The organism is Chryseobacterium rhizosphaerae, assembly GCF_003385455.1.
GTDB lineage: Bacteria > Bacteroidota > Bacteroidia > Flavobacteriales > Weeksellaceae > Chryseobacterium > Chryseobacterium rhizosphaerae.
The window spans coordinates 279448-298928 of the sequence record NZ_QNUF01000003.1; the positions used below are offsets into that span (position 1 = coordinate 279448).

Genomic DNA, 19481 nt, shown 5'->3' on the forward strand with positions numbered 1-19481 from the left:
TTAATCTTTAATATAAATCCGTTTCACCCGAGGGGAAATGGAGGTTAATACTTCATAGGTAATAGTTTTGCAGTAGGCTGCGAATTCTTTTAAGCTAGGGTAAGCATTGAAAATAGTGACAGTATCTCCTTCCTTTACATTAGGAATATTGTCTACGTTGAGCATCATCATATCCATACAGATATTTCCAACAATAGGGGCAAGAGTTTTATGAACTCCCAATTTTCCGATTTGATTTCCTATTAATCTGGGAATACCGTCAGCATATCCTACCGGAATAGTAGCAATACGGGTCTGATGATCTGTTTTGTATTTTCTGCTGTAGCCTACAGATTCACCGTTTTCTACCAATGATATCTGTGAAATCACCGTTTTAAAACTTACCACAGACTGCAGTTGTTTTTGTATTTCACTACTTGGTGACTCCCCCAGCATTCCAATTCCAATTCTTACCATATTATACTGATAGTTGGTATAGCTTGTTATACCGGACGAATTTAGAATATGACGGATAGGGGTGTAGCCTAGCTTTTCTATTAAATAGCTTGAATTTTTTTCAAAAGTTTCTAGCTGATTCAGGGTAAATTCTTTTTCTTCCGGTACATCAGAAGAAGATAAATGGCTGAACATACTTTGAACTTTAAGATTTTTGTGGTCTAAGGTTTCGCTTAGCTGATCCAGTTCAAAATCTTTAAATCCCAAACGGTGCATTCCTGTTTCCAGTTTGATATGAATGGGATATTTCTGATCATACCCGGACTTCTGAACCGCTTCATAGAAAAGATCCAAAACCCTGAAACTGTAAATCTCAGGTTCCAGATTATAATCTATAATAGTCTGATAGCTGTGCTGTTCAGGATTCATAACCACGATGGGAGTGGTTATTCCTTTTTTTCGGAGCTCCGCACCTTCATCGGCAAAGGCTACTCCTAAATAATCAATATGGTGGTGCTGTAAAAATTCTGAAATTTCATAGCTTCCCAGGCCATAAGCATTGGCTTTTACCATGGCCATCATTTTAGTTCCCGGCTTCAGCAGAGATTTATGATAATTGATATTATGAAGAATTGCGTTCAGGTTAATTTCTAAAACGGTATCATGCTTTCTCAGTTCAAGGATATCTTTAAGCCTTTCAATTTCAAATTTTCTGGCTCCTTTTAAAAGGATAATCTGATTTTCTAATTCTGTAAGGTGTTTACTTTCAATAAGTTCTTTAGTGTCTATGAAAGTATATGTTTTAGACTTAAATAATTCACTGAACTTTGATATTTCATCGCCGATTAAGAATACAGAATCGAAATGCTGCTCATTAACCAGTTCTGAAACTTCTTCATACAATTCCTGTGAATTGGTATTAACCCCTACAATATCTGTCAGAACCAAAGATTTCTTAGGCTTATTGTATTCTTTTAAAAACTGCAGAGCAGTCTTCAGGGAATCCAGATCCAGATTGAAAGAATCATTGATCACGATATTGCCTTTAATTCCTTCGATGGCTTCAAGCCTCATTTCAACGGCCTTTAAAGTGTTGATTTTTTCGACGATCTTTTGATTTTCGATATGGAGTTCCTTTAGGACCGTGATAAGCGCCAGAGCATTGGTTAACGTGGCTTCGTCTCTTTGATGGGCCGGAAAACTGATTTCTTGCCCAAAATATTCAACGACGATGTTCTCACCTTTCGAAATATTATTTTTAATGAAGACCTGGTTTTCTTTTTTTAATCCGTAAGAGATTAATTTTTTATCTGAGTACAGGTCTTTTATTTTTTTGCTTACTAAAGAATGGTCACCATTATAAATGATCACCTGAGAATCTTTAAAAAGTTTGATCTTTTCATCAATCAGTTCTTCTTCCGAAGAAAAGTTGGCAGCATGTGCTGTTCCTATATGGGTTAACAATCCGATTTGAGGATGAAAAATATTTTCTAAATTTTCCATTTCGTCCGGTTGGGAAATTCCCACTTCAAAAATCCCTAGTGTATGGGAAGTATTGATTTGAAGAAGAGAAAGAGGAAGGCCAATTTGCGAATTAAAACTTTTAGGGCTTTTTACCGTTGGAAATTCATTCCACAGGCATTGGTAAAGCCATTCTTTTAAAATAGTTTTTCCGTTACTTCCCGTAATTCCGATGGATTGTAAATGGGAATGTTCGAAATGATATTTTGCCAGCTTTTGAAGAAAATCCACAGAATTCTCAACAATAATCCAGGTTATGTTTTCAAACTGCGGATACTGATGTTCAGAAATAATTACCTGGATCCCCCTGTCTATCGCAGATTCAATAAATTTTTCACCGGAGTTTTTATGGGTATTTATAGCAATAAAAGCAGTATTCTTTGTAGAATATATAATTCTGCTGTCAAAAGCTATATTTTTGATCATTAAATCTCCATCTCCAATAACCTGTGCATTGGTGATTGCTGCAATTTGTTGTACTGTATAGTTCATTGGTACCCTTTCTGCTTATTTATGTAAAGGCAAATTTGTTTATTTTAAAACCTGCCTGTCAGTTTTTTAGATTATTTTTCTTTGCAAGCACTTCATCCATAAAAACACGGCGGCTTACTGCTTCATAGCTTTCTGTTTCACCCAATTCCACCAGATTATTTCCCTGAGAAATTCTCATGGAATAATTGGCAAGATTACCTGTTCTCTTACAAATAGCATGCACTTTTGTTACATACTCTGCAGTAGCCATCAAATTGGGCATAGGACCAAAGGGACGCCCCAGGAAGTCCATATCCAACCCTGCAATAACTACTCTTATGCCACTATTGGCAAGCTGATTGGCAATCTCTACAATGCTTTCATCAAAAAACTGAGCTTCATCTATTCCTACCACATCACAGTTGGAAGCCAACAAAAGAATTTCATTGGGATTTTCTACTGCTGTACTTCGTATTTTATTCTGATTATGGGATACTACATCATCTTCAGAATACCGGACATCCAGTTTCGGTTTAAAAATTTCTACATTCTGTCCCGCCATTTCTGCTCTCCGTAATCTTCGGATTAATTCCTCAGTTTTACCGGAAAACATAGAGCCACAGATAACTTCCATCCAACCGCTTTGTTTGGAATGATTAATTGTATTTTCTAAAAACATTTGTTAAATTAGCCGTATATTTTTAACATCAAAAGTAAGCAATTTTAATAAGAATCTTATTATGCAGAATATCCAAGATTTAAAGGAAAAAATTTTTTTTGAATCCAAGAATATCATTGATAATCTGGACAAAATAAATAACGTAGACGAATTACTTTCCAAGCAAGATCTTGTAGATGAGCTTGCTAACAGGATTTCTTTTTTGAAATTAGTAGAAAAAAATATAGAATATTTCATTACTGAAGATCCTGTTCACCATTTCGAAAATAAGCATCATTCTTTTGCTTCCGGAGATCTGGAATCTCATGATTCCGGGAATGAAGTAACAGAAGAAGAAGCTATTTTTAATAATGAACTGAATGAGATTGATGAAAATGAAAATGATAGCTTTGCAGCTGCAATTGATGAAGAAGCATTGTTCAATAATCAGTTGAATGAAATCATGGAAAATGAATTCCATGAAAATATCATCAGCTTTGTTGATGAAAGCTATGAATACAAAAAAACAGAAACCTATCAGCAGGATAACTCTCAGCATGGAGTAACCGAGGAAGAAGCTGTTTTTAACAATCAACTGAACGAAATTGACGAGAACGAAATTTCGGGAAGTGAAGCAGCTGTGTTAAGTTTTATAGATGAAGAAAAAGTACTTGCTGATGCTATCCCGGACTATGATGAAGATATTGATGATAGTGTCTTTAATGAAAATATTACAGAAGAAGAAGTACGGTTTAATAATGAGCTGAATGAAATAGAAAGTTCTGAAGAAGAGGATGCTCAACAGGAAGAAAAGCCTAGGGATGAAGTATTTGTGGAGGAATCCAGAGTACCTACAGAAAGAATCCCAAGTATTTTTGATACCGAAACACTGGAAGATGAAATATTGATTGAAGAAACTGAGGAAGAGTTTATTGCGCCAACGACTTCAATAGAGCAGGGAGAAATGGCTACCGAAACTTCGAATGTAGAAAATATCCTTAGTGAGATAAAAAACGAAACTCCTGAAGAAGAAAAAGAAGAACGGGTGCTTGCAGAAGTATATGACAGAAGAAAAATTGTTGAAATAGATAAACCTGTTCCGGAAGAAACAGAAAAACATCCTTCTGATGAAAGTTTTGAAAATTTGGATGCATATCATCAGGAGAAAAAAATAAAATTAGCCAATATCAAAGGACTAAAAGCAGTTCAGTCTCTTTTTGACGATGATCCTTTGGAAAGAGAAATTCCCAAGGAAAATCAGGCTCCGGTAGTGAAGGAGGAAACAGGAAGCATTTTGAAATCCAATATTCCTACCAACTTTATGGAAGCTGACAAGCAAAAACCCGAATTCAAACTGGATTTGAATGACAGGATTGCTTTTTCAAAGATGCTGTTTGATGGAAGTCAGGCGGATCTTAATGAAACGGTAGCGCAGCTCAACCAGTTTAGAAGCATTGAAGAAGCAAAGGAATATCTGAGTGATCTTTATTATGCCAGAAAATGGAGTAAAGTGGATGAATATGCTCAGAGGCTTTGGATATTGGTGGAAAATAAATTCTTATAATTTTGAGCGGAATCTTATATTTTGTTCCTACGCCTGTAGGAAATTTGGAAGATATGACTTTCAGAGCAGTAAATGTTTTGAAAGAAGTTGATTATATTTTATGTGAAGATACCAGGACTTCTGGTGTTCTTTTAAAACATTTTGAGATCTCAAAACCTTTGAAATCTTATCATTTGCATAATGAGCATCAGGCAACTGAAAAAGTGATTGCCGACCTTAAAAGCGGTCAGAATATCGCCATTATTACAGATGCGGGAACTCCGGGAATTTCAGATCCCGGTTATTTACTGGCAAAAGCCGGAGCAGATAATGGTTTAGAAATGATCTGTCTGCCGGGAGCTACGGCTCTTATTCCTGCTTTGGTGGTTTCGGGACTTCCCAATAATGAATTTCTATTTGCAGGATTTTTACCCCAGAAAAAAGGAAGGCAAACAAAGCTGAAGCAGCTGGCTGAAGAAAAGAAAACTATTGTCCTGTATGAGAGTCCTCACAAGATCAATACTACTTTGGAACAGATCAAAGAATTCTTTGGAGAAGAGACCAAAGCAAGCTTAAGCCGGGAGATTTCTAAAAAATTTGAAGAAACTAAAAGGGGGACTATCAATGAATTAATTGAATTTTCCAAGAGTAAAACTTTAAAGGGGGAGATCGTTCTTATCGTCAATAATTCTATTTAATTGAAAAAATTAGTTTTCGTATTGTGCTCCACTATTTGTGCAGCACAGTCTCATCAGTACACTAAAGTTCTTTTATCAAAAAAGATTGGGAAAGAAGTCAGCTCCTATACAGAAGGATATGGAACGGTATATGATGCTGCTACCCGAAAACAGGGAATTGTAGATTCATTGGGGAGAATTACATTTGAATCTCCTTACAGAGGTAGTATTTATCATATTTTCAAAAACAGATTTGTGCTTAGGTCTGAAGAAGGAAGCAAAGCTAGATCAGGAATCATTGATGAAAAAGGAAATGAGCTGATTTCTTTGGATGAACAGGAGTTTAATACGCCGTGGTTCAGCAAAGAGCGGATTATTTCTTCCAGGCAAGATAAAGAGGCTGTTTATGATTATAATGGGAAACAGATTATTCCTTATTCTGATAAAATAAGATTTGTTGCCAAGAACAGGTTCTTTGTTTTACAAAATAAAAAATGGCTGCTTTACGATTTTAATGGCAGGCAGGTCACTGAAAGGGAATTCAGAGAAGATTATCATTTTGAAGAGGATAAAGCTTTGATTGTTAATGAAGAAGGGCAGAGTGAAATTATTGGGTTAAATGGAAATACACTCCATCGGTTTTCAAAGAATATAGCAGATATTAATGCATATCCTTATCTTATTACAAAGAACAAAAACACAGGAAAATATGGGTTAATCGATCTCGATGAAAATACCATGGCTGAAGAGATTTTCTCTGATATTACTCCTGAATATTTTGGCAAAAAAGAATATATCTATCTTAAAAAAAGCAATAAAACAACTGTTTTTTATAAAAAAGACCAGAAGCTTTATCCCAGCAGTTTCAGGTATCTGACTCCTTTGTTTGACCGTCTTTTCAATGTGTACAGTGATCAATCAAAGAAATCAGGAATAGTTGATGTAGAAGGCAATGTAATTATCCCTCAGGAATACGATTTTATCAAAAGCTTTGTCATCTCAGGAAAAGACTTTATTTATCTTAAGAAAGAAAATGAAGAAAAGCTGTTGGACAAAGATCTTAAGAATATGCTACATGATGGTGATCAGATCCTTGGTTTTTATCCTAATAGTTTAATGATCAGAAATCAGGATAAGTATTACCGGTTTTCATTGGGAAATCGCTCGTTGACAGAGTTACAGGGTATTACCATGATCAAAAGACTGGATACAGATTATTTTAATCTCCTTAATCAATATTCAAAACCGGTGGTATGCAAAAATAAAGATAATCTGTTTGGTATTTTAGACGAAGCAGGAAAAGAAATTGTTCCTTTTGTATATGAAGACATCGTAGTATTTGAAAACTATGAAAATGAAATTGTAGTAAAGAAAGATGGCAGATATGGTGTTCTGAATTTCCAAAATGAGCCTCTGAAAGAGATTATTTATGATGCGTATTTTTGGGAAAAAGAAGTATTGAGGCTGGATAAAAATAAAAAATCCGACTTTATTTATTTTACAAGGTTCAGAAATGCGGCCTCTCAACTTTAATAAAAAAGTGAAAATTGATAAAAAAAATCAGTAATTTAATGATTTGAATGCGTTGCATGACAATTTATAATATCTTTGCAAACCGTTTAATTCTGGAAAAGAATTATAGATCGAAAATGAGTCAGCATTCATAAGCTGAATGAGTTATAAAGAAAATAATTGTCAATAAATATGAAACTATTAGAAGGAAAAGTAGCACTAATTACCGGAGCTACAAGAGGAATCGGGAAAGGGATTGCTGAAGTATTTGCACAGCATGGTGCAAAAATAGCATTTACTTATGCCGGCTCTGTAGACAAAGCTAAAGAATTAGAAGCATCTTTAAGTTCTGTAACCCAAATTAAAGGATATCAGTCTGATGCATCGGATTATGATGCTGCTCAGCAATTGGTAGATGATGTAATGAAGGAGTTTGGGCAAATTGATATTTTGATAAACAATGCAGGGATTACAAAAGATAACCTGCTATTGAGAATGTCTAAAGAAGATTGGGATCAGGTATTGAGAGTAAATTTAGATTCAGTTTTCAACCTTACAAAAGCGGTAATCAAGCCGATGATGAAGGCCAGATCAGGATCTATTATTAATATGACTTCTGTAGTCGGAATTAAAGGACATGCAGGACAGGCAAACTACGCGGCTTCTAAAGCCGGTGTAATTGGATTCACCAAATCTGTTGCCCTGGAACTGGGATCCAGAAATATCAGATGTAATGCTATTGCTCCAGGATTCATTGAAACGGAAATGACAGCTGTTTTAGATGAGAAAATAGTTCAGGAGTGGAGAGAGGGTATCCCTATGAAAAGAGGAGGACAGCCTGCAGATGTTGCTAATGCCTGTGTATTTTTAGGAAGCGAAATGGCTTCTTATATATCAGGACAGACATTGAACGTTGACGGAGGAATGTTAACTTAAAAATATAAAAGGCTGTACATTCCGTACAGCCTTTTTTTATTCTTATCGCTGCTCATTCAGCAGATTAAAATAATCAATATTAGTCTTTAAAGATTTGATTTTCCTGTTCCTGAACTCTAATAAAAGTAGTTCTTTTGGAAAGCTGTTTAAGCTTGGAAGCTCCTACATAAGTGCAGGTAGATCTTACCCCGCCTAAAATATCTTTCACGGTTTCTGATACAGGACCTTTGTAAGCAACTTTTACGGTCTTTCCCTCAGAAGCACGATATTCTGCTACGCCTCCGGAATGTTTATCCATAGCTGTTTTTGAGCTCATCCCATAAAACAAACGGAATTTTTTACCATTTTCCTCTACCATTTCACCTCCGCTTTCATCATGTCCGGCAAACATTCCTCCCAGCATCACAAAATCCGCTCCACCCCCAAATGCTTTGGCTACGTCTCCGGGAACCTTACAGCCTCCGTCTGCTATAATGTGGCCTCCTAAACCATGAGCAGCATCTGCACACTCAATGACCGCTGAAAGTTGAGGATATCCTACCCCTGTTTTCACCCGGGTGGTACAAACTGATCCGGGGCCTATTCCTACTTTAATGATATCTGCTCCTACCAAAAGAAGCTCTTCTACCATCTCTCCGGTTACTACATTTCCAGCTATAATAATTTTATCCGGAAAATTCGCCCTTGCTTTCTTCACAAATCCAACGAAATGTTCCGAATAACCATTGGCTACATCAATGCAGAGAAACTCGATTTTTGGATGCTTTTCAAGGATCTGTCTGATTTTTTCTTCATCAGCTTTTCCCGTACCGGTACTTAAAGCGATATACTGATAAATACTTTCGGGCTGGCTTTGAAGAAATTCACTCCATTCTTCCACAGTATAGTGTTTATGGATAGCTGTAATTATTTTTTCTTTTGCCAGTTCCACAGCCATTTCAAAAGTACCAACCGTATCCATATTAGCTGCAATAACAGGGACCCCGCTCCATTTCTTTTGAGAATGTCTGAAAATAAATTCTCTTTCCAGATCAACTTCTGACCGGGATTTTAGAGTAGAACGTTTGGGACGGAACATTACATCCTTGAATCCCAGTTTTATTTCATATTCTATACGCATTTTATAATTATTTGTCAGAATAAAGGTAGTAAATAATCTCAAATAGATTATTTTTGAAGCAATGGATTTTCCTGTAACTTTCCATATTTTCGGAACAACAATTCTGGCACATCCTATTTTTGAAACAATTGGGATGTTCTTGGGTATGCGGTATTATTTTTACCTTAAAAGGAAGTCGAAAGAGAAGCTTAGTTTTAATACTTCCGCTGCTGTATTAATAGGAGCCACAGCCGGAGCTTTAATAGGTTCAAAACTGATTGGAAACCTTGAAAACCCTTATACACTATTCGAAAATTTCAGCGTTAAAAGATTTTGGTCTAACAATACGATTGTGGGCGGCCTGGCTTTTGGATTAATCGGAGTGGAGCTGGCGAAAAAAATAGTGAAACATACAGAAAGTACGGGAGATTTAATCGTTTTTCCTTTAATGCTTGCCATAATGATCGGAAGAGTCGGTTGTTTTCTTACGGGAATTCATGAAGAAACCTATGGAATTCCTACCGATTCAATCTTTGGAATGCATCTGGGAGACCAATATTTAAGACATCCTGTAGCGCTTTATGAGATTGCATTTCTATTTATTTTATGGATTGCTTTACGTTATATCCAGCGGTTGAAAAACCACTCCTCAGGATTTATTTTTCAGGTATTTATGCTCAGCTATTTTACCTTCAGACTCTTTTTGGATTTCATTAAGCCAAGAATAGAAATTGCCGGTAATTTAGGGACTATACAGATTGTATGTATTTGTGTAATTATTTATTACATTTATACTATTAAAAATACCAAATCCTTATATTAAAATATTCACGATGAAATCTTTAACAATTTTAGAAGTGGGCAACCTGGCCGGCGTAGTCGTAATGATCATTGGACTGATTATTTTGGGCGCTTTGTTAATTTCTCTGGTAGTCGCTTTCATTACGAAAGTAATCTATGAATGGAAAGGAGACAGAAAGTTCAGTAAAAAACAATTTATACAAACGATGGTAATCTGTATTTTAATCTGCGGTTTGATTAGCGGATATATTTGTGGAGGCCTTTAAAATAAGATTATGCCGGTAAGAAACTATACGTATTACGATTATACAATCAGTCTTTGCCCTGAATGTCTTAAAAGAGTGGGGGCAAAGATCATTATTGAGGATGAAACTGTTTTTATGACGAAAAGATGTCCGGACCATGGATTCTTCAAAACAAAAATAGCCTCAGATGTACAATATTATAAAAACATCAGGAATTATAACAAAGCTTCAGAGATGCCCCATCATTTCGGAACGGATGTGGAGTATGGATGTCCCTACGACTGCGGGCTTTGTGTAGATCATGAGCAGCATAGCTGTCTTTCTATAGTAGAAGTTACAGACCGGTGTAATTTGACCTGTCCTACATGCTATGCCATGTCTTCTCCTCATTATGGAAGCCACAGAAGTCTGGAGGAAATAGAAGCGATGTTTGATATTATCGTTAAAAATGAAGGCGAGCCGGATGTTGTTCAGATCAGTGGAGGAGAACCTACCATACATCCTGAGTTTTTTAAAATCATGGACATTGCCAAGTCGAAACCCATCAAACATCTGATGTTAAATACCAATGGGATAAGAATAGCCAATGATCCAGGATTTGCAGAAAAACTGGCGACCTATGCACCGGAATTTGAGGTATATCTTCAGTTTGATTCATTTAAACCTGAAGTATTGGAAGATTTCAGGGGAAAAGATCTTACGGCGGTAAGAATGAAAGCCCTGGAGAAACTGAATGCACTTAATCTTTCCACTACATTGGTTATTGTACTGCAGAAAGACAAAAATATAGATGAGATTGGTAAGATCATTGAGTTTGCTCTGAAACAGAAATGTGTACGGGGAATCACTTTTCAACCGGTAGAAATTGCGGGGAGAAACAGAGAAGATTCTTCTCATGAGAAAATCACCTTAACAGAAGTAAGGCAGGAAATCCTCAATCAGTTTCCTCTGTTAAATTCTGATGATATCATCCCTGTTCCCTGTAATCCGGATGCTTTGGCCATGGGATATATTCTAAAATTAGAAGGAGAAACCATCCCTTTAACCCGATATATCAATCCTGCTGATCTTTTGAATAATGAATCGAAAAACACCATTGTATACGAGCAGGATCAAGGACTTCAGATGCAGTTGCTGGATATATTCAGCACAGGGATTTCTGTAGATAAAGTACAACCTAAAGTTAACCAGTTACTCTGTTGTCTTCCAGAAGTATGTGCTCCCAATTTTGATTATGATAATCTGTTCAGAATTATCATTATGAATTTTATGGATGCTCATGATTTTGATGTTCGTGCGGTAAAAAAATCCTGCGTACATATTGTCAATAAGGACCTGAAGCTAATCCCTTTTGAAACAATGAATCTTTTCTATAGAGATGAAAAGAAGAATTATCTGGAAGAGCTGAGAAAAGAGGACAAGGTCCTGTTTTAACCTGAATCAGCATAAAAAAATAAAGAGCCGTGAAATAATTTTCACGGCTCTTTTATATGTTCTTAAAAACCATTCGTAATAGAAAACGGTTATTTTACTTCTACACGGTCAAAAGTCATTACTTCTTCCAGCGTATTGATATACTCATATGCAGTAAGGTCGAATTTTACGGGTACGATAGAAATATATCCGTTGGCCAAAGCTGTTTCATCAGCATCTTCAGATTCATCCATATTGTTGAAATATCCTGTAAGCCAGTAGTATTTTTTTCCATGTGGATTTATTCTTTCGTCAAAACTTTCTTCCCATTTTGCATGAGCCTGTTTGCAGACTTTTACTCCTTTTATTTCTTCAGCAGGCAGTTTGGGAATATTGACATTCAGCACAATTCCTTTTGGCATTGGCTTTTCAAGAGTCCTTCTGACGATATTCTGAATATATTCTTTAGCCTGGGTAAAATCTGCCTCCCAGCTGAAATCCAGTAATGAGAATCCAATCGCAGGAATTCCTTCCACTCCGGCTTCTACAGCAGCAGACATCGTTCCCGAATAGATCACATTAATAGAAGAATTAGCCCCATGGTTAATTCCTGAAACAACAATGTCCGGTCTTCTTGTCATAATTTTGTCAAGAGCCATTTTTACACAGTCTACAGGAGTTCCACTACAGGAAAAATCTTTTTGTGGACCTTCAAGAGTAACTTCTTCGTAGCTTAGAGTAGAATTAATGGTAATAGCGTGGCCTTTTCCACTTTGGGGAGAGTTAGGGGCTACAACAACAACTTCTCCGATTTCATTCATAAAATTTACAAGATTTCTGATACCAGGAGCTGTAATTCCATCATCATTAGTAACCAGAATAAGTGGTCTTTCCATAAAATATTTTAATTTTTTAATAAAAATGAAGTTCAGTCTGTCCGGTTATTCAACTTGGACAAAAAGAAATTTCAACACATCAAATGTAGTTAAAAATAACCTGTTATAAAATATCTGTTGGGTAATAAATGAATCGGATTTCTCAGAAAAAATCAAAAATAGGCGTAAAATAGAGTATTTTCTGACCTTAAATATCAAAAAAAGGAATCGGAACTAAGGGATGCTTTTCAGTGAAACTGCAACGGGTTTTATTTTTGAAAAATGACACCCACACAATCTCACTGAAATGTACATCTTTTAAAGTTTGATAATTTGAGTAAGGCTTAATCGAGAGGTTTTCTACCTGTTATAATATTGTAAAGAATAACAATAATGGCAATGACCAGAAGAACATGAAGCAGGTATCCGGTACTGATTCCCGGTACAATTCCTAGCATTCCTAAAAGCCAAACAACGATACAAATGACTGCTACTAACCATAATATACTTCTCATAACGTTACATTTTTAAAGTTATCTGTTTAACTATCAGCATAATCTGTGCCTTTATGCCGTAAAAACTGTTTTTGTGGTACCTGTTGTTTGAATTTGACAGCAAGGAAATAATGTCTTAAAGCCATTGTAGAAGGAGGGTGTACAGGTATTTTCCAGTATGAGATAAAATTCAATGCTCAGGGAGTATAAAGAAGAGGCTGTATTATTTACATAGCTCTTTTGATAAAAATTACTAAAACTATACGATATTTGTAAATAAGGTATTAAATTTGATCGTTTGTAACAATACGAGTATTTTGTGTTACTAATTGATATACTTATTTTTAAAAAAATTAATAAATACAGGACAGTTTATGTGGAAAAATTTCAAACTGAATAAATTTTTACTCCTAATTCCATTAACAAGTCTAATGTTTTGTTTCAACTCGCCAAAGAATGACGATGAAAAGATGCAAACAATAATGGTGAGCGTAAAAAATACACTTTCTTATCTTCATTATAGCCCAAAAACTATTAATGATGCCTACTCTAAGGACGTTTATAAGCATTATTTCGAATTGGTAGACCCTGCAAAAAGATATTTCCTGCAATCTGATATGGATGAATTCAGCAAGCATGAAACCAAGCTTGATGACTATATCAGCCAGGGTGATCTTACCTTTTATAAGCTTACCATAGACAGACTCTACCAAAGAGTGGATGACATTGATAAGATTACCCAGGATATTTTTAGTAAGCCGATTAATCTTCAGGAAGATGAAGCGCTTACCCTTGAGCCAAAGCTTAAAAAAATACCTGCCAATAAGCAGGAGCAGTATAACGAGTGGAAGAAGTTCATCAAATATAATATCCTTCAGGAGATTGAATCAATGAACAGTAAAGAGGAAGCTCAGAAAGAGAAAAAAGATTCCGTTCAGAAGTACAAACTGAAAGATACTATCAATTTCAAGGTTCTTACTCAGGATGAAAAGATTAAGAAGGCTACGGATGAAGTAAAAGACCTTGTAAAAGATACCTTTACAAGATTCAAAAAGAGAAAGAAAATGGATTGGTTTACGGTGTATATGAATGCATATACGGAAGTATTTGATCCACACACGAATTATTATTCACCAAAAGATAAAGAAGATTTCGACAGCCAGTTTACCGGAAAAGTAATTGGTATTGGAGCCATTATCCAGGAGAAAAAAGGAAATCTTTTCCTTGGTGCTCTAACCATTGGAGCTCCGGCGTGGAAATCTAAGCAGCTTTCTGAAGGGGATAAGATCTTAAAGGTGAAATCTAAACCGAAAGATGACGCGGTAAATGTTGTAGGAATGCTTTCTGATGAAGCGGTAAGGCTGATCAGAGGTGAAAAAGGAACACCGGTAACACTAACGGTTCAGAAAAAGGACGGATCTATAAAGGACGTTACTATGATTCGTGAGGAGGTAGCTATTGAAGATACTTTTGCAAGAAGTATTGTAGTGAATACCCCTAACGGAAAGAAATACGGATTCATCAACCTTCCAAGCTTTAACGCTGATTTTGAAAATGCAAAAGGAAGAAATGCTTCCGATGATATTAAAAATGAAATTGTAAAACTGAAAGCTCAGAATATTGAAGGGATTATTCTTGATCTGAGAAATAATGGGGGAGGATCTTTAACGGAAGTTGGAGATATTATGGGTCTTTTCATGGATGCAGGACCTTATGTTCAGGTGAAGGATGGAAATGGAAAAATCCAGACCTTAAAGAACAAATATGAAGCTCCTATATGGACGGGACCTTTAGTAATCATGCAAAATGAACTTTCAGCTTCAGCTTCAGAAATTTTAGCAGGAGTAATGCAGGATTACGGAAGAGCAATGATCATCGGATCACCACAATCTTTCGGAAAAGGTACCGTACAGACTTTTGTGGATCTGAATAGATTTTTGAATACTGAAGATGACTTCGGATCTTTAAAGCTGACGATTCAAAAGTTCTATAGAATTACAGGAGAATCTACTCAGAGAAAAGGAATTGTTTCAGATATTCAGATGAAAGATTTCTTTACCTATGCTGAAGTAGGAGAGCGATATGATGATTACGCATTGGCGTGGGATAAAATTCCACCTACGAAATTTGAAAAGCTAAACTATTTCAACATTCAGGCTCTTGAGAAAGCAAGCTCTGAAAGAATGGCTAAAAACAGCAATTACCAGTTGTTGTTAGAATCAGCTCAGTGGAGAGAAAAGCTGGATAAAGAAGAAAACATTACGCTGAATATCAATAAATTTAATGAATTGATGAAGCATAGAAAGTCTCAGATTGAGAAGTTTAAAGCGCTGACTAAATTTGAAAACGGACTTCAGTTTATGATGTATCCAAGTGAAATAGAAAGAGCGAAAAAAGATGAAGCATTTAAGAAGAAATCTGAAATGTGGATCAAAAATCTGAAAAAAGATCTCTACCTGCAGGAAGCAATGAATATTGTTGCAGATATGGGAACAAAATCATAATCATAAAAAAGCCGCTAATGAAAGTTAGCGGCTTTTTTATTGAAATAAAAAGGATTTATTTAATTTCTACACATCCCACTCTTCCTCCTGCATTTCCTGTAGGCTGAGTATGGAAATCGTCTGCTGCGGCATGCACTATAAGACCTTTTCCAATGATGTTTTTAGACTCATCAGTACAGGTAAGACACCATTTGTCTGTCTTAAAAGTTAAAGTAGCATTTCCACTCTCGTCCGCAATCAGGTTACCGATATCTCCCATATGGAAGTGTTCAGCTCCCCATTTTCCATGGTCATCTTTACCAGGATTCCAATGTCCTCCGGTAGATGTTCCATCTGCTGCGGAACAGTCTCCTTTTTCATGAATGTGTACCGCATGGATTCCAGGGGTCAGATGAGTGACATCAAGCTTCATAATTACATTGTTTCCCTGTTGGGTAAACTTTGCTGTTCCTCCTGTTTGTGTTCCGCTCTTGGCGTTTACTGCATACGTTTTTATAGTGCTGCAAGAAGCTGCTAAAAATGCACACCCAGCCAATAATGCTAATGTTTGTACTTTCATTTTTAAATGATTTATAGTGATTATAGGCTAAAATTATAAAAGATTTTCCAAAGCGCTTTATGATTCCAGTCTTTTTTTCTGAAAAAGCCGGTTAATGATCCCTGGAATTTATAGAGGTTGCTGAGGAGAGGCCGGCCTTACTGCAAAATAAATAATAAGTTTCAAAATAGATTTGAAAAAGAAAATGACTATTTTTAATCTAATTTATTTTTGATGATTATTCTATATTCATTTATTGATGAAAGCAGGCACAAATTTTTGATGGACAGATATTTGAATGCTTTCTCAGAAGATTTTAAGGAAGATATTCTGAAGTACAGGCGCTGGCAGGATGCCCAGCTTTCCCTGTTGGGAAGAGTTCTTTTGCTGCATGGATTAAGTGCTCATTTTGGCATCAATGAGGCTGATATTGGAAAATTACCCAATAATAAACCATTTTTAAAAGGCCATCCTATTCATTTTAATATTTCTCACTCCAAAAATCTTGTGGCTTGTGTTATAGCTGATTTTCCTATTGGAATTGATATTGAGTTCTCCGATGAAACTATCAATTATTTGGATTTTAAATTTCAGATGACGGGAGGTGAATTTGAAGAAATTCATCAGTCTGAAGACAAAATAAGCAGTTTTTTTTCTTATTGGACAAAAAAAGAAGCCGTTTTAAAAGCAGAGGGTAGCGGCATGATGATTTCTCTTGACTCGTTTGAAATTTTAAACAATGAATGCGTTATTGAAGGAAAAAAATTCTTTACCAAGGAGTTTTTTATAGATAAAAGATATAATTGTTGCATAGCTTCAACTGATATTAATATTAAAAATGTGGTACCTTTTTTGGAGGTATTCAAAATTTGAGTTAATTATATTTTATCCTATCAAATCCCTTATTATCTCTATGAATTTCAAACTTTTAAATTGCGATTAAAAATCATTAATAGGTGATTAAAATTGTATATTTTACACATTTTTTTTTGTACATTCAAAATTAACATTTATCTTTACTGAGAGAAAAAATTGTTTTCAAACACTAAACTTCATACAAATGGAAAAAAATGTATTACTACTAACTGCCCTCAGTTTCAGTACGCTATCTTTTGCGCAGGTAGGTATCAATCGAGTAAGCCCTCATCTCAGCTCCGATCTTGAATTGGGTTCTACAAACAAAACTTTGATTTTAAACAGAGTTTCCAATACAGGAACTGTTCCAAATCCTGTCAATGGAATGATGATTTATGATTTATCAGAAGAATGTGTAAAGGCGTATCAGGCAGGGAAATGGTCTAAATGCCTTGGAAAAGGGCTAAATTCCAAAAAATCCCAAAGTCCTGTTAATGCTACCGCTTTAACACCTACCTCTGTTACGGTTTCTCCCAGACCAATAACAGAAAAGGCTTATAAAGGTACTCCGACTATTTCTTATTCAGGAGGAAATGGAGATGCTTATGAAACACAGACTATTCAGACTAACAAACTTACTGCAGTGTTACCTGCCGGAGAATTTGTTGCAAAAAATGGAAGGTTATAGTATTCGATTACGGATACTCTGAATTGAACCAGCAATTTTACATTCAATGTAAATATTGCTGGAAATGATTATTCGGTTACTTCTAAATCCAAATAAATAATGCAATAGATATTCTCTTTGGTGACCAATTTCAAACTATAACAACCTATAGTTAGTAATTCTTTTTACATATAATTCAGTAAGAAGCGGATCATCTTATATCACATTGATAATAAGTCAATTGACCATATTATTTATTAGCAGCAAGCGGAATCAGATTGATGTTGGCTTGCAAATAATATTGATATGGGACATCCTGAAATTGTTCCAGGGTTTACTATTCCTTTATTTTACTGCAATTTCAATGATAAGAATAATTTATGAACAAATTTTAATTAAACCACAACAAACTTTAAAATGAAAAAAAATTTATTGTTACCCATCATTATTGGTATTAGCTCACTTTCTTTCGCTCAGGTAGGGATTAATACAGCTAATCCTCATCTAAGTGCTGACCTGGAACTGGGGTCTACAAACAAAAGTTTATTATTGAACAGGGTTCCTAATACGGGAGCTATTGCTAATCCGGTTAACGGGATGTTAATCTATGATGTAGCAGAACAGTGTGTAAAGGCATTTCAAGGTGGGGCATGGTCTCAGTGCTTCTGGAAAGATTCTCCTTTTGCTCTCGTATGTTCTTCCGCAGTGTTTGCTCCTTCTCCCGCTGTTCAGAATCAGCCTTATACAGGAACGTTAACAATTCCTTACACAGGAGGTGATGGGAGTGCTTATGCTGCGCAGAGTGTTCAGGCTAATGGGCTTACAGCTACTTTACCAGCAGGTACCTTTGCTGTAGGAAATGGAAGTTTACAGTATAACATTACCGGAACTCCGGTTAGTACACCTTCTGCTGTATTTAATATTACCGTAAACGGAAGTACATGTTCCGGTCTTTCTCTTACGGTGAATAGTGGAACACCGGTAATTCCTCCAACGATTACAATACTTGAGGGAATCTATTTTGTAGGATCTGTTTATGACAATGATTATTCTCCGTTTACAGCACCTACAGGACCTGCTACTACTGCCAGACCTGTTGCTGCTGATGGTGTACCGGATAAATTAGCCGATTACCAGGGCTTTATCCCGACAACTGGGCTTGAAATTTATATACCTGTAACCGCTACAGGAACCGGTAATCTTTCAGCGTGGAGCTCTGTAACAACGGTTCCTGCCAACCTTACTGAGGATGGTATTTCCAGACAGCTTAGACTTTCCTGGAATGCACAGTCTTATACTGCAGGAAGCAAATCGATTAAAGCAACTCTTACAGCAATTGGTGGTACGTTGAATGCACGTAAACTGGACATTAATGCAGGGATAGGGAATGATTATCTTGGTGTATTAATGGCAAGATTCCAGTTCCCTTCTGACAATGTTGGAACCTCAAAGAATTATGATGTTCGTATATTACCGGGTATTCCTGACAGAAAATTCGGATTGCCTGATAACCTGGGAACTCTGAATCATAATTTCCTTTATTTACCGGTTCAGGCTGAAGATGGATATACTTGGTTAAATAATAACCTGGGTGCGGATTATACCAATACAAACAGCCCTTCTTTCAGTATTGCACAACAGGCAACAGCTGCCAATGACTATAAAGCTTACGGATCATTATTCCAATGGGGAAGAAAACCGGATGGACATGATTTGATTAACTGGACTTCGTCTACTACCGGGACACCAGTAAACCCTACCATTACTGGTACCGCGAATGATAATCCTACAGACACCAGATTCATTGCTACAGGAAGTGACTGGAGAGTAACTCCAAGTATTACACTTTGGGAAAACAGTACTGCCGTAAATAACCCATGTCCTATTGGATTTGCAGTTCCATCACAGGCGCAGCTACAGAATTATTTAAATGCTTCTAATTTAAGTAATGGAATTACTGGCGCAGCAGCAAGCAAATTAAAACTCCCTGCTGCCGGAACTCGTGATGCAGGTCTTGGAAATATATCAACTGTTACAACAGGTACTTCGGGACTTTATTGGAGCAGCAGTGCTGGATCCCTGGCTAGCCCGGCGGCATATACACTACAAATTCCACAGTTTGGTGCTCCTTCCTCAACATTCGGTGCAAGTAAAGCACAGGGAATCTCTGTTCGTTGTATTAAAGAGTAAAAGTATAATTTTTAAATAATCACTGGGGTAGCTGTCGACTTTGTTGG

At 36.2% G+C, this 19481-nt stretch carries 17 protein-coding genes; 11 read left to right on the forward strand and 6 right to left on the reverse strand.

Annotation, left to right across the window (positions count from 1 at the left end; genetic code table 11):
• Positions 1–2448, reverse strand: coding sequence for a bifunctional UDP-N-acetylmuramoyl-tripeptide:D-alanyl-D-alanine ligase/alanine racemase (locus DRF57_RS04280; protein WP_115917062.1), 2448 nt, complete (start codon positions 2446–2448; stop codon positions 1–3).
• A 58-nt stretch (positions 2449–2506) separates the two neighbouring features.
• Positions 2507–3106 carry a thymidine kinase gene (locus tag DRF57_RS04285; protein WP_047489976.1) on the reverse strand — a complete coding sequence of 200 codons (600 nt, stop codon included), beginning with the start codon at positions 3104–3106 and terminating at the stop codon, positions 2507–2509.
• A gap of 61 nt (positions 3107–3167) precedes the next feature.
• On the opposite strand from DRF57_RS04285, the gene DRF57_RS04290 reads away from it, so the two are divergent.
• From DRF57_RS04290 to fabG, 4 genes are all read left to right on the forward strand, one after another.
• Positions 3168–4649, forward strand: a complete 1482-nt coding sequence (locus DRF57_RS04290; protein ID WP_115917064.1) for a hypothetical protein — start codon at positions 3168–3170, stop codon at positions 4647–4649.
• Between the two features lie 2 nt (positions 4650–4651).
• Positions 4652–5326: a 16S rRNA (cytidine(1402)-2'-O)-methyltransferase gene (rsmI, locus tag DRF57_RS04295; RefSeq protein ID WP_047489981.1), complete on the forward strand. Its 675-nt coding sequence runs from the start codon at positions 4652–4654 to the stop codon at positions 5324–5326.
• A complete protein-coding gene (locus tag DRF57_RS04300) occupies positions 5327–6838 on the forward strand; it encodes a WG repeat-containing protein (RefSeq protein WP_123863278.1) in 1512 nt (503 codons plus the stop codon).
• Between the two features lie 171 nt (positions 6839–7009).
• On the forward strand, positions 7010–7753 hold the full coding sequence (gene fabG / locus DRF57_RS04305; RefSeq protein WP_047489987.1) for a 3-oxoacyl-[acyl-carrier-protein] reductase: 744 nt from the start codon (positions 7010–7012) through the stop codon (positions 7751–7753).
• A gap of 79 nt (positions 7754–7832) precedes the next feature.
• Here the strand turns inward: fabG and DRF57_RS04310 are convergent, their stop codons facing one another.
• Positions 7833–8873, reverse strand: a complete 1041-nt coding sequence (locus tag DRF57_RS04310; protein WP_047489990.1) for a GMP reductase — start codon at positions 8871–8873, stop codon at positions 7833–7835.
• A gap of 61 nt (positions 8874–8934) precedes the next feature.
• On the opposite strand from DRF57_RS04310, the gene DRF57_RS04315 reads away from it, so the two are divergent.
• From DRF57_RS04315 to DRF57_RS04325, 3 genes are read left to right on the forward strand one after another with little or no spacing between them, the layout of a single operon-like run.
• Entirely contained in the window at positions 8935–9675 is a 741-nt protein-coding gene (locus DRF57_RS04315) for a prolipoprotein diacylglyceryl transferase (protein ID WP_115917068.1), read from the forward strand.
• 10 nt (positions 9676–9685) lie between these two features.
• The gene (locus DRF57_RS04320; RefSeq protein ID WP_047489996.1) at positions 9686–9919 is read left to right on the forward strand and encodes a hypothetical protein; all 234 of its coding nucleotides are present in this window, start codon (positions 9686–9688) and stop codon (positions 9917–9919) included.
• A gap of 9 nt (positions 9920–9928) precedes the next feature.
• Positions 9929–11332 (forward strand): radical SAM protein, encoded by a 1404-nt coding sequence (locus DRF57_RS04325; protein WP_084086872.1) that lies wholly within the window; start codon positions 9929–9931, stop codon positions 11330–11332.
• Between the two features lie 89 nt (positions 11333–11421).
• On the opposite strand, the gene surE is transcribed toward DRF57_RS04325, so the two are convergent.
• Together surE and DRF57_RS04335 are read right to left on the reverse strand one after the other, a co-directional pair.
• On the reverse strand, positions 11422–12207 hold the full coding sequence (gene surE / locus DRF57_RS04330; protein WP_084086871.1) for a 5'/3'-nucleotidase SurE: 786 nt from the start codon (positions 12205–12207) through the stop codon (positions 11422–11424).
• Positions 12208–12530: 323 nt separating this feature from the next.
• Positions 12531–12701, reverse strand: coding sequence for a lmo0937 family membrane protein (locus DRF57_RS04335; protein ID WP_047490006.1), 171 nt, complete (start codon positions 12699–12701; stop codon positions 12531–12533).
• Positions 12702–13054: 353 nt separating this feature from the next.
• Here DRF57_RS04335 and DRF57_RS04340 point away from each other — a divergent pair, with 353 nt between their 5' ends.
• On the forward strand, positions 13055–15184 hold the full coding sequence (locus DRF57_RS04340) for a carboxy terminal-processing peptidase (protein ID WP_047490009.1): 2130 nt from the start codon (positions 13055–13057) through the stop codon (positions 15182–15184).
• A gap of 55 nt (positions 15185–15239) precedes the next feature.
• Here DRF57_RS04340 and DRF57_RS04345 read toward each other — a convergent pair whose 3' ends face one another.
• Entirely contained in the window at positions 15240–15743 is a 504-nt protein-coding gene (locus DRF57_RS04345; protein WP_047490011.1) for a superoxide dismutase family protein, read from the reverse strand.
• A gap of 213 nt (positions 15744–15956) precedes the next feature.
• Here DRF57_RS04345 and DRF57_RS04350 point away from each other — a divergent pair, with 213 nt between their 5' ends.
• From DRF57_RS04350 to DRF57_RS04360, 3 genes are all read left to right on the forward strand, one after another.
• The gene (locus DRF57_RS04350; protein ID WP_081989039.1) at positions 15957–16595 is read left to right on the forward strand and encodes a 4'-phosphopantetheinyl transferase family protein; all 639 of its coding nucleotides are present in this window, start codon (positions 15957–15959) and stop codon (positions 16593–16595) included.
• A 187-nt stretch (positions 16596–16782) separates the two neighbouring features.
• Positions 16783–17265, forward strand: a complete 483-nt coding sequence (locus DRF57_RS04355; protein WP_047490016.1) for a hypothetical protein — start codon at positions 16783–16785, stop codon at positions 17263–17265.
• 396 nt (positions 17266–17661) lie between these two features.
• Complete coding sequence (locus DRF57_RS04360; RefSeq protein WP_115917070.1) at positions 17662–19434, forward strand: fibrobacter succinogenes major paralogous domain-containing protein; 1773 nt, start codon at positions 17662–17664, stop codon at positions 19432–19434.
• The last annotated feature ends 47 nt before the right edge of the window (positions 19435–19481 follow it).

What these genes read in the sequence shown, in the direction of transcription:
- DRF57_RS04360 (WP_115917070.1), top strand. Translation starts at nt 17,662, where the DNA reads ATGAAAAAAAATTTATTGTTACCCATCATTATTGGTATTAGCTCACTT.
- DRF57_RS04350 (WP_081989039.1), top strand. Translation starts at nt 15,957, where the DNA reads ATGATTATTCTATATTCATTTATTGATGAAAGCAGGCACAAATTTTTG.
- DRF57_RS04285 (WP_047489976.1), bottom strand. Translation starts at nt 3,106, where the DNA reads ATGTTTTTAGAAAATACAATTAATCATTCCAAACAAAGCGGTTGGATG.
- DRF57_RS04315 (WP_115917068.1), top strand. Translation starts at nt 8,935, where the DNA reads ATGGATTTTCCTGTAACTTTCCATATTTTCGGAACAACAATTCTGGCA.
- DRF57_RS04280 (WP_115917062.1), bottom strand. Translation starts at nt 2,448, where the DNA reads ATGAACTATACAGTACAACAAATTGCAGCAATCACCAATGCACAGGTT.
- DRF57_RS04325 (WP_084086872.1), top strand. Translation starts at nt 9,929, where the DNA reads ATGCCGGTAAGAAACTATACGTATTACGATTATACAATCAGTCTTTGC.
- DRF57_RS04320 (WP_047489996.1), top strand. Translation starts at nt 9,686, where the DNA reads ATGAAATCTTTAACAATTTTAGAAGTGGGCAACCTGGCCGGCGTAGTC.
- DRF57_RS04345 (WP_047490011.1), bottom strand. Translation starts at nt 15,743, where the DNA reads ATGAAAGTACAAACATTAGCATTATTGGCTGGGTGTGCATTTTTAGCA.
- DRF57_RS04335 (WP_047490006.1), bottom strand. Translation starts at nt 12,701, where the DNA reads ATGAGAAGTATATTATGGTTAGTAGCAGTCATTTGTATCGTTGTTTGG.
- DRF57_RS04310 (WP_047489990.1), bottom strand. Translation starts at nt 8,873, where the DNA reads ATGCGTATAGAATATGAAATAAAACTGGGATTCAAGGATGTAATGTTC.
- DRF57_RS04340 (WP_047490009.1), top strand. Translation starts at nt 13,055, where the DNA reads ATGTGGAAAAATTTCAAACTGAATAAATTTTTACTCCTAATTCCATTA.
- DRF57_RS04355 (WP_047490016.1), top strand. Translation starts at nt 16,783, where the DNA reads ATGGAAAAAAATGTATTACTACTAACTGCCCTCAGTTTCAGTACGCTA.
- fabG (WP_047489987.1), top strand. Translation starts at nt 7,010, where the DNA reads ATGAAACTATTAGAAGGAAAAGTAGCACTAATTACCGGAGCTACAAGA.
- DRF57_RS04290 (WP_115917064.1), top strand. Translation starts at nt 3,168, where the DNA reads ATGCAGAATATCCAAGATTTAAAGGAAAAAATTTTTTTTGAATCCAAG.
- surE (WP_084086871.1), bottom strand. Translation starts at nt 12,207, where the DNA reads ATGGAAAGACCACTTATTCTGGTTACTAATGATGATGGAATTACAGCT.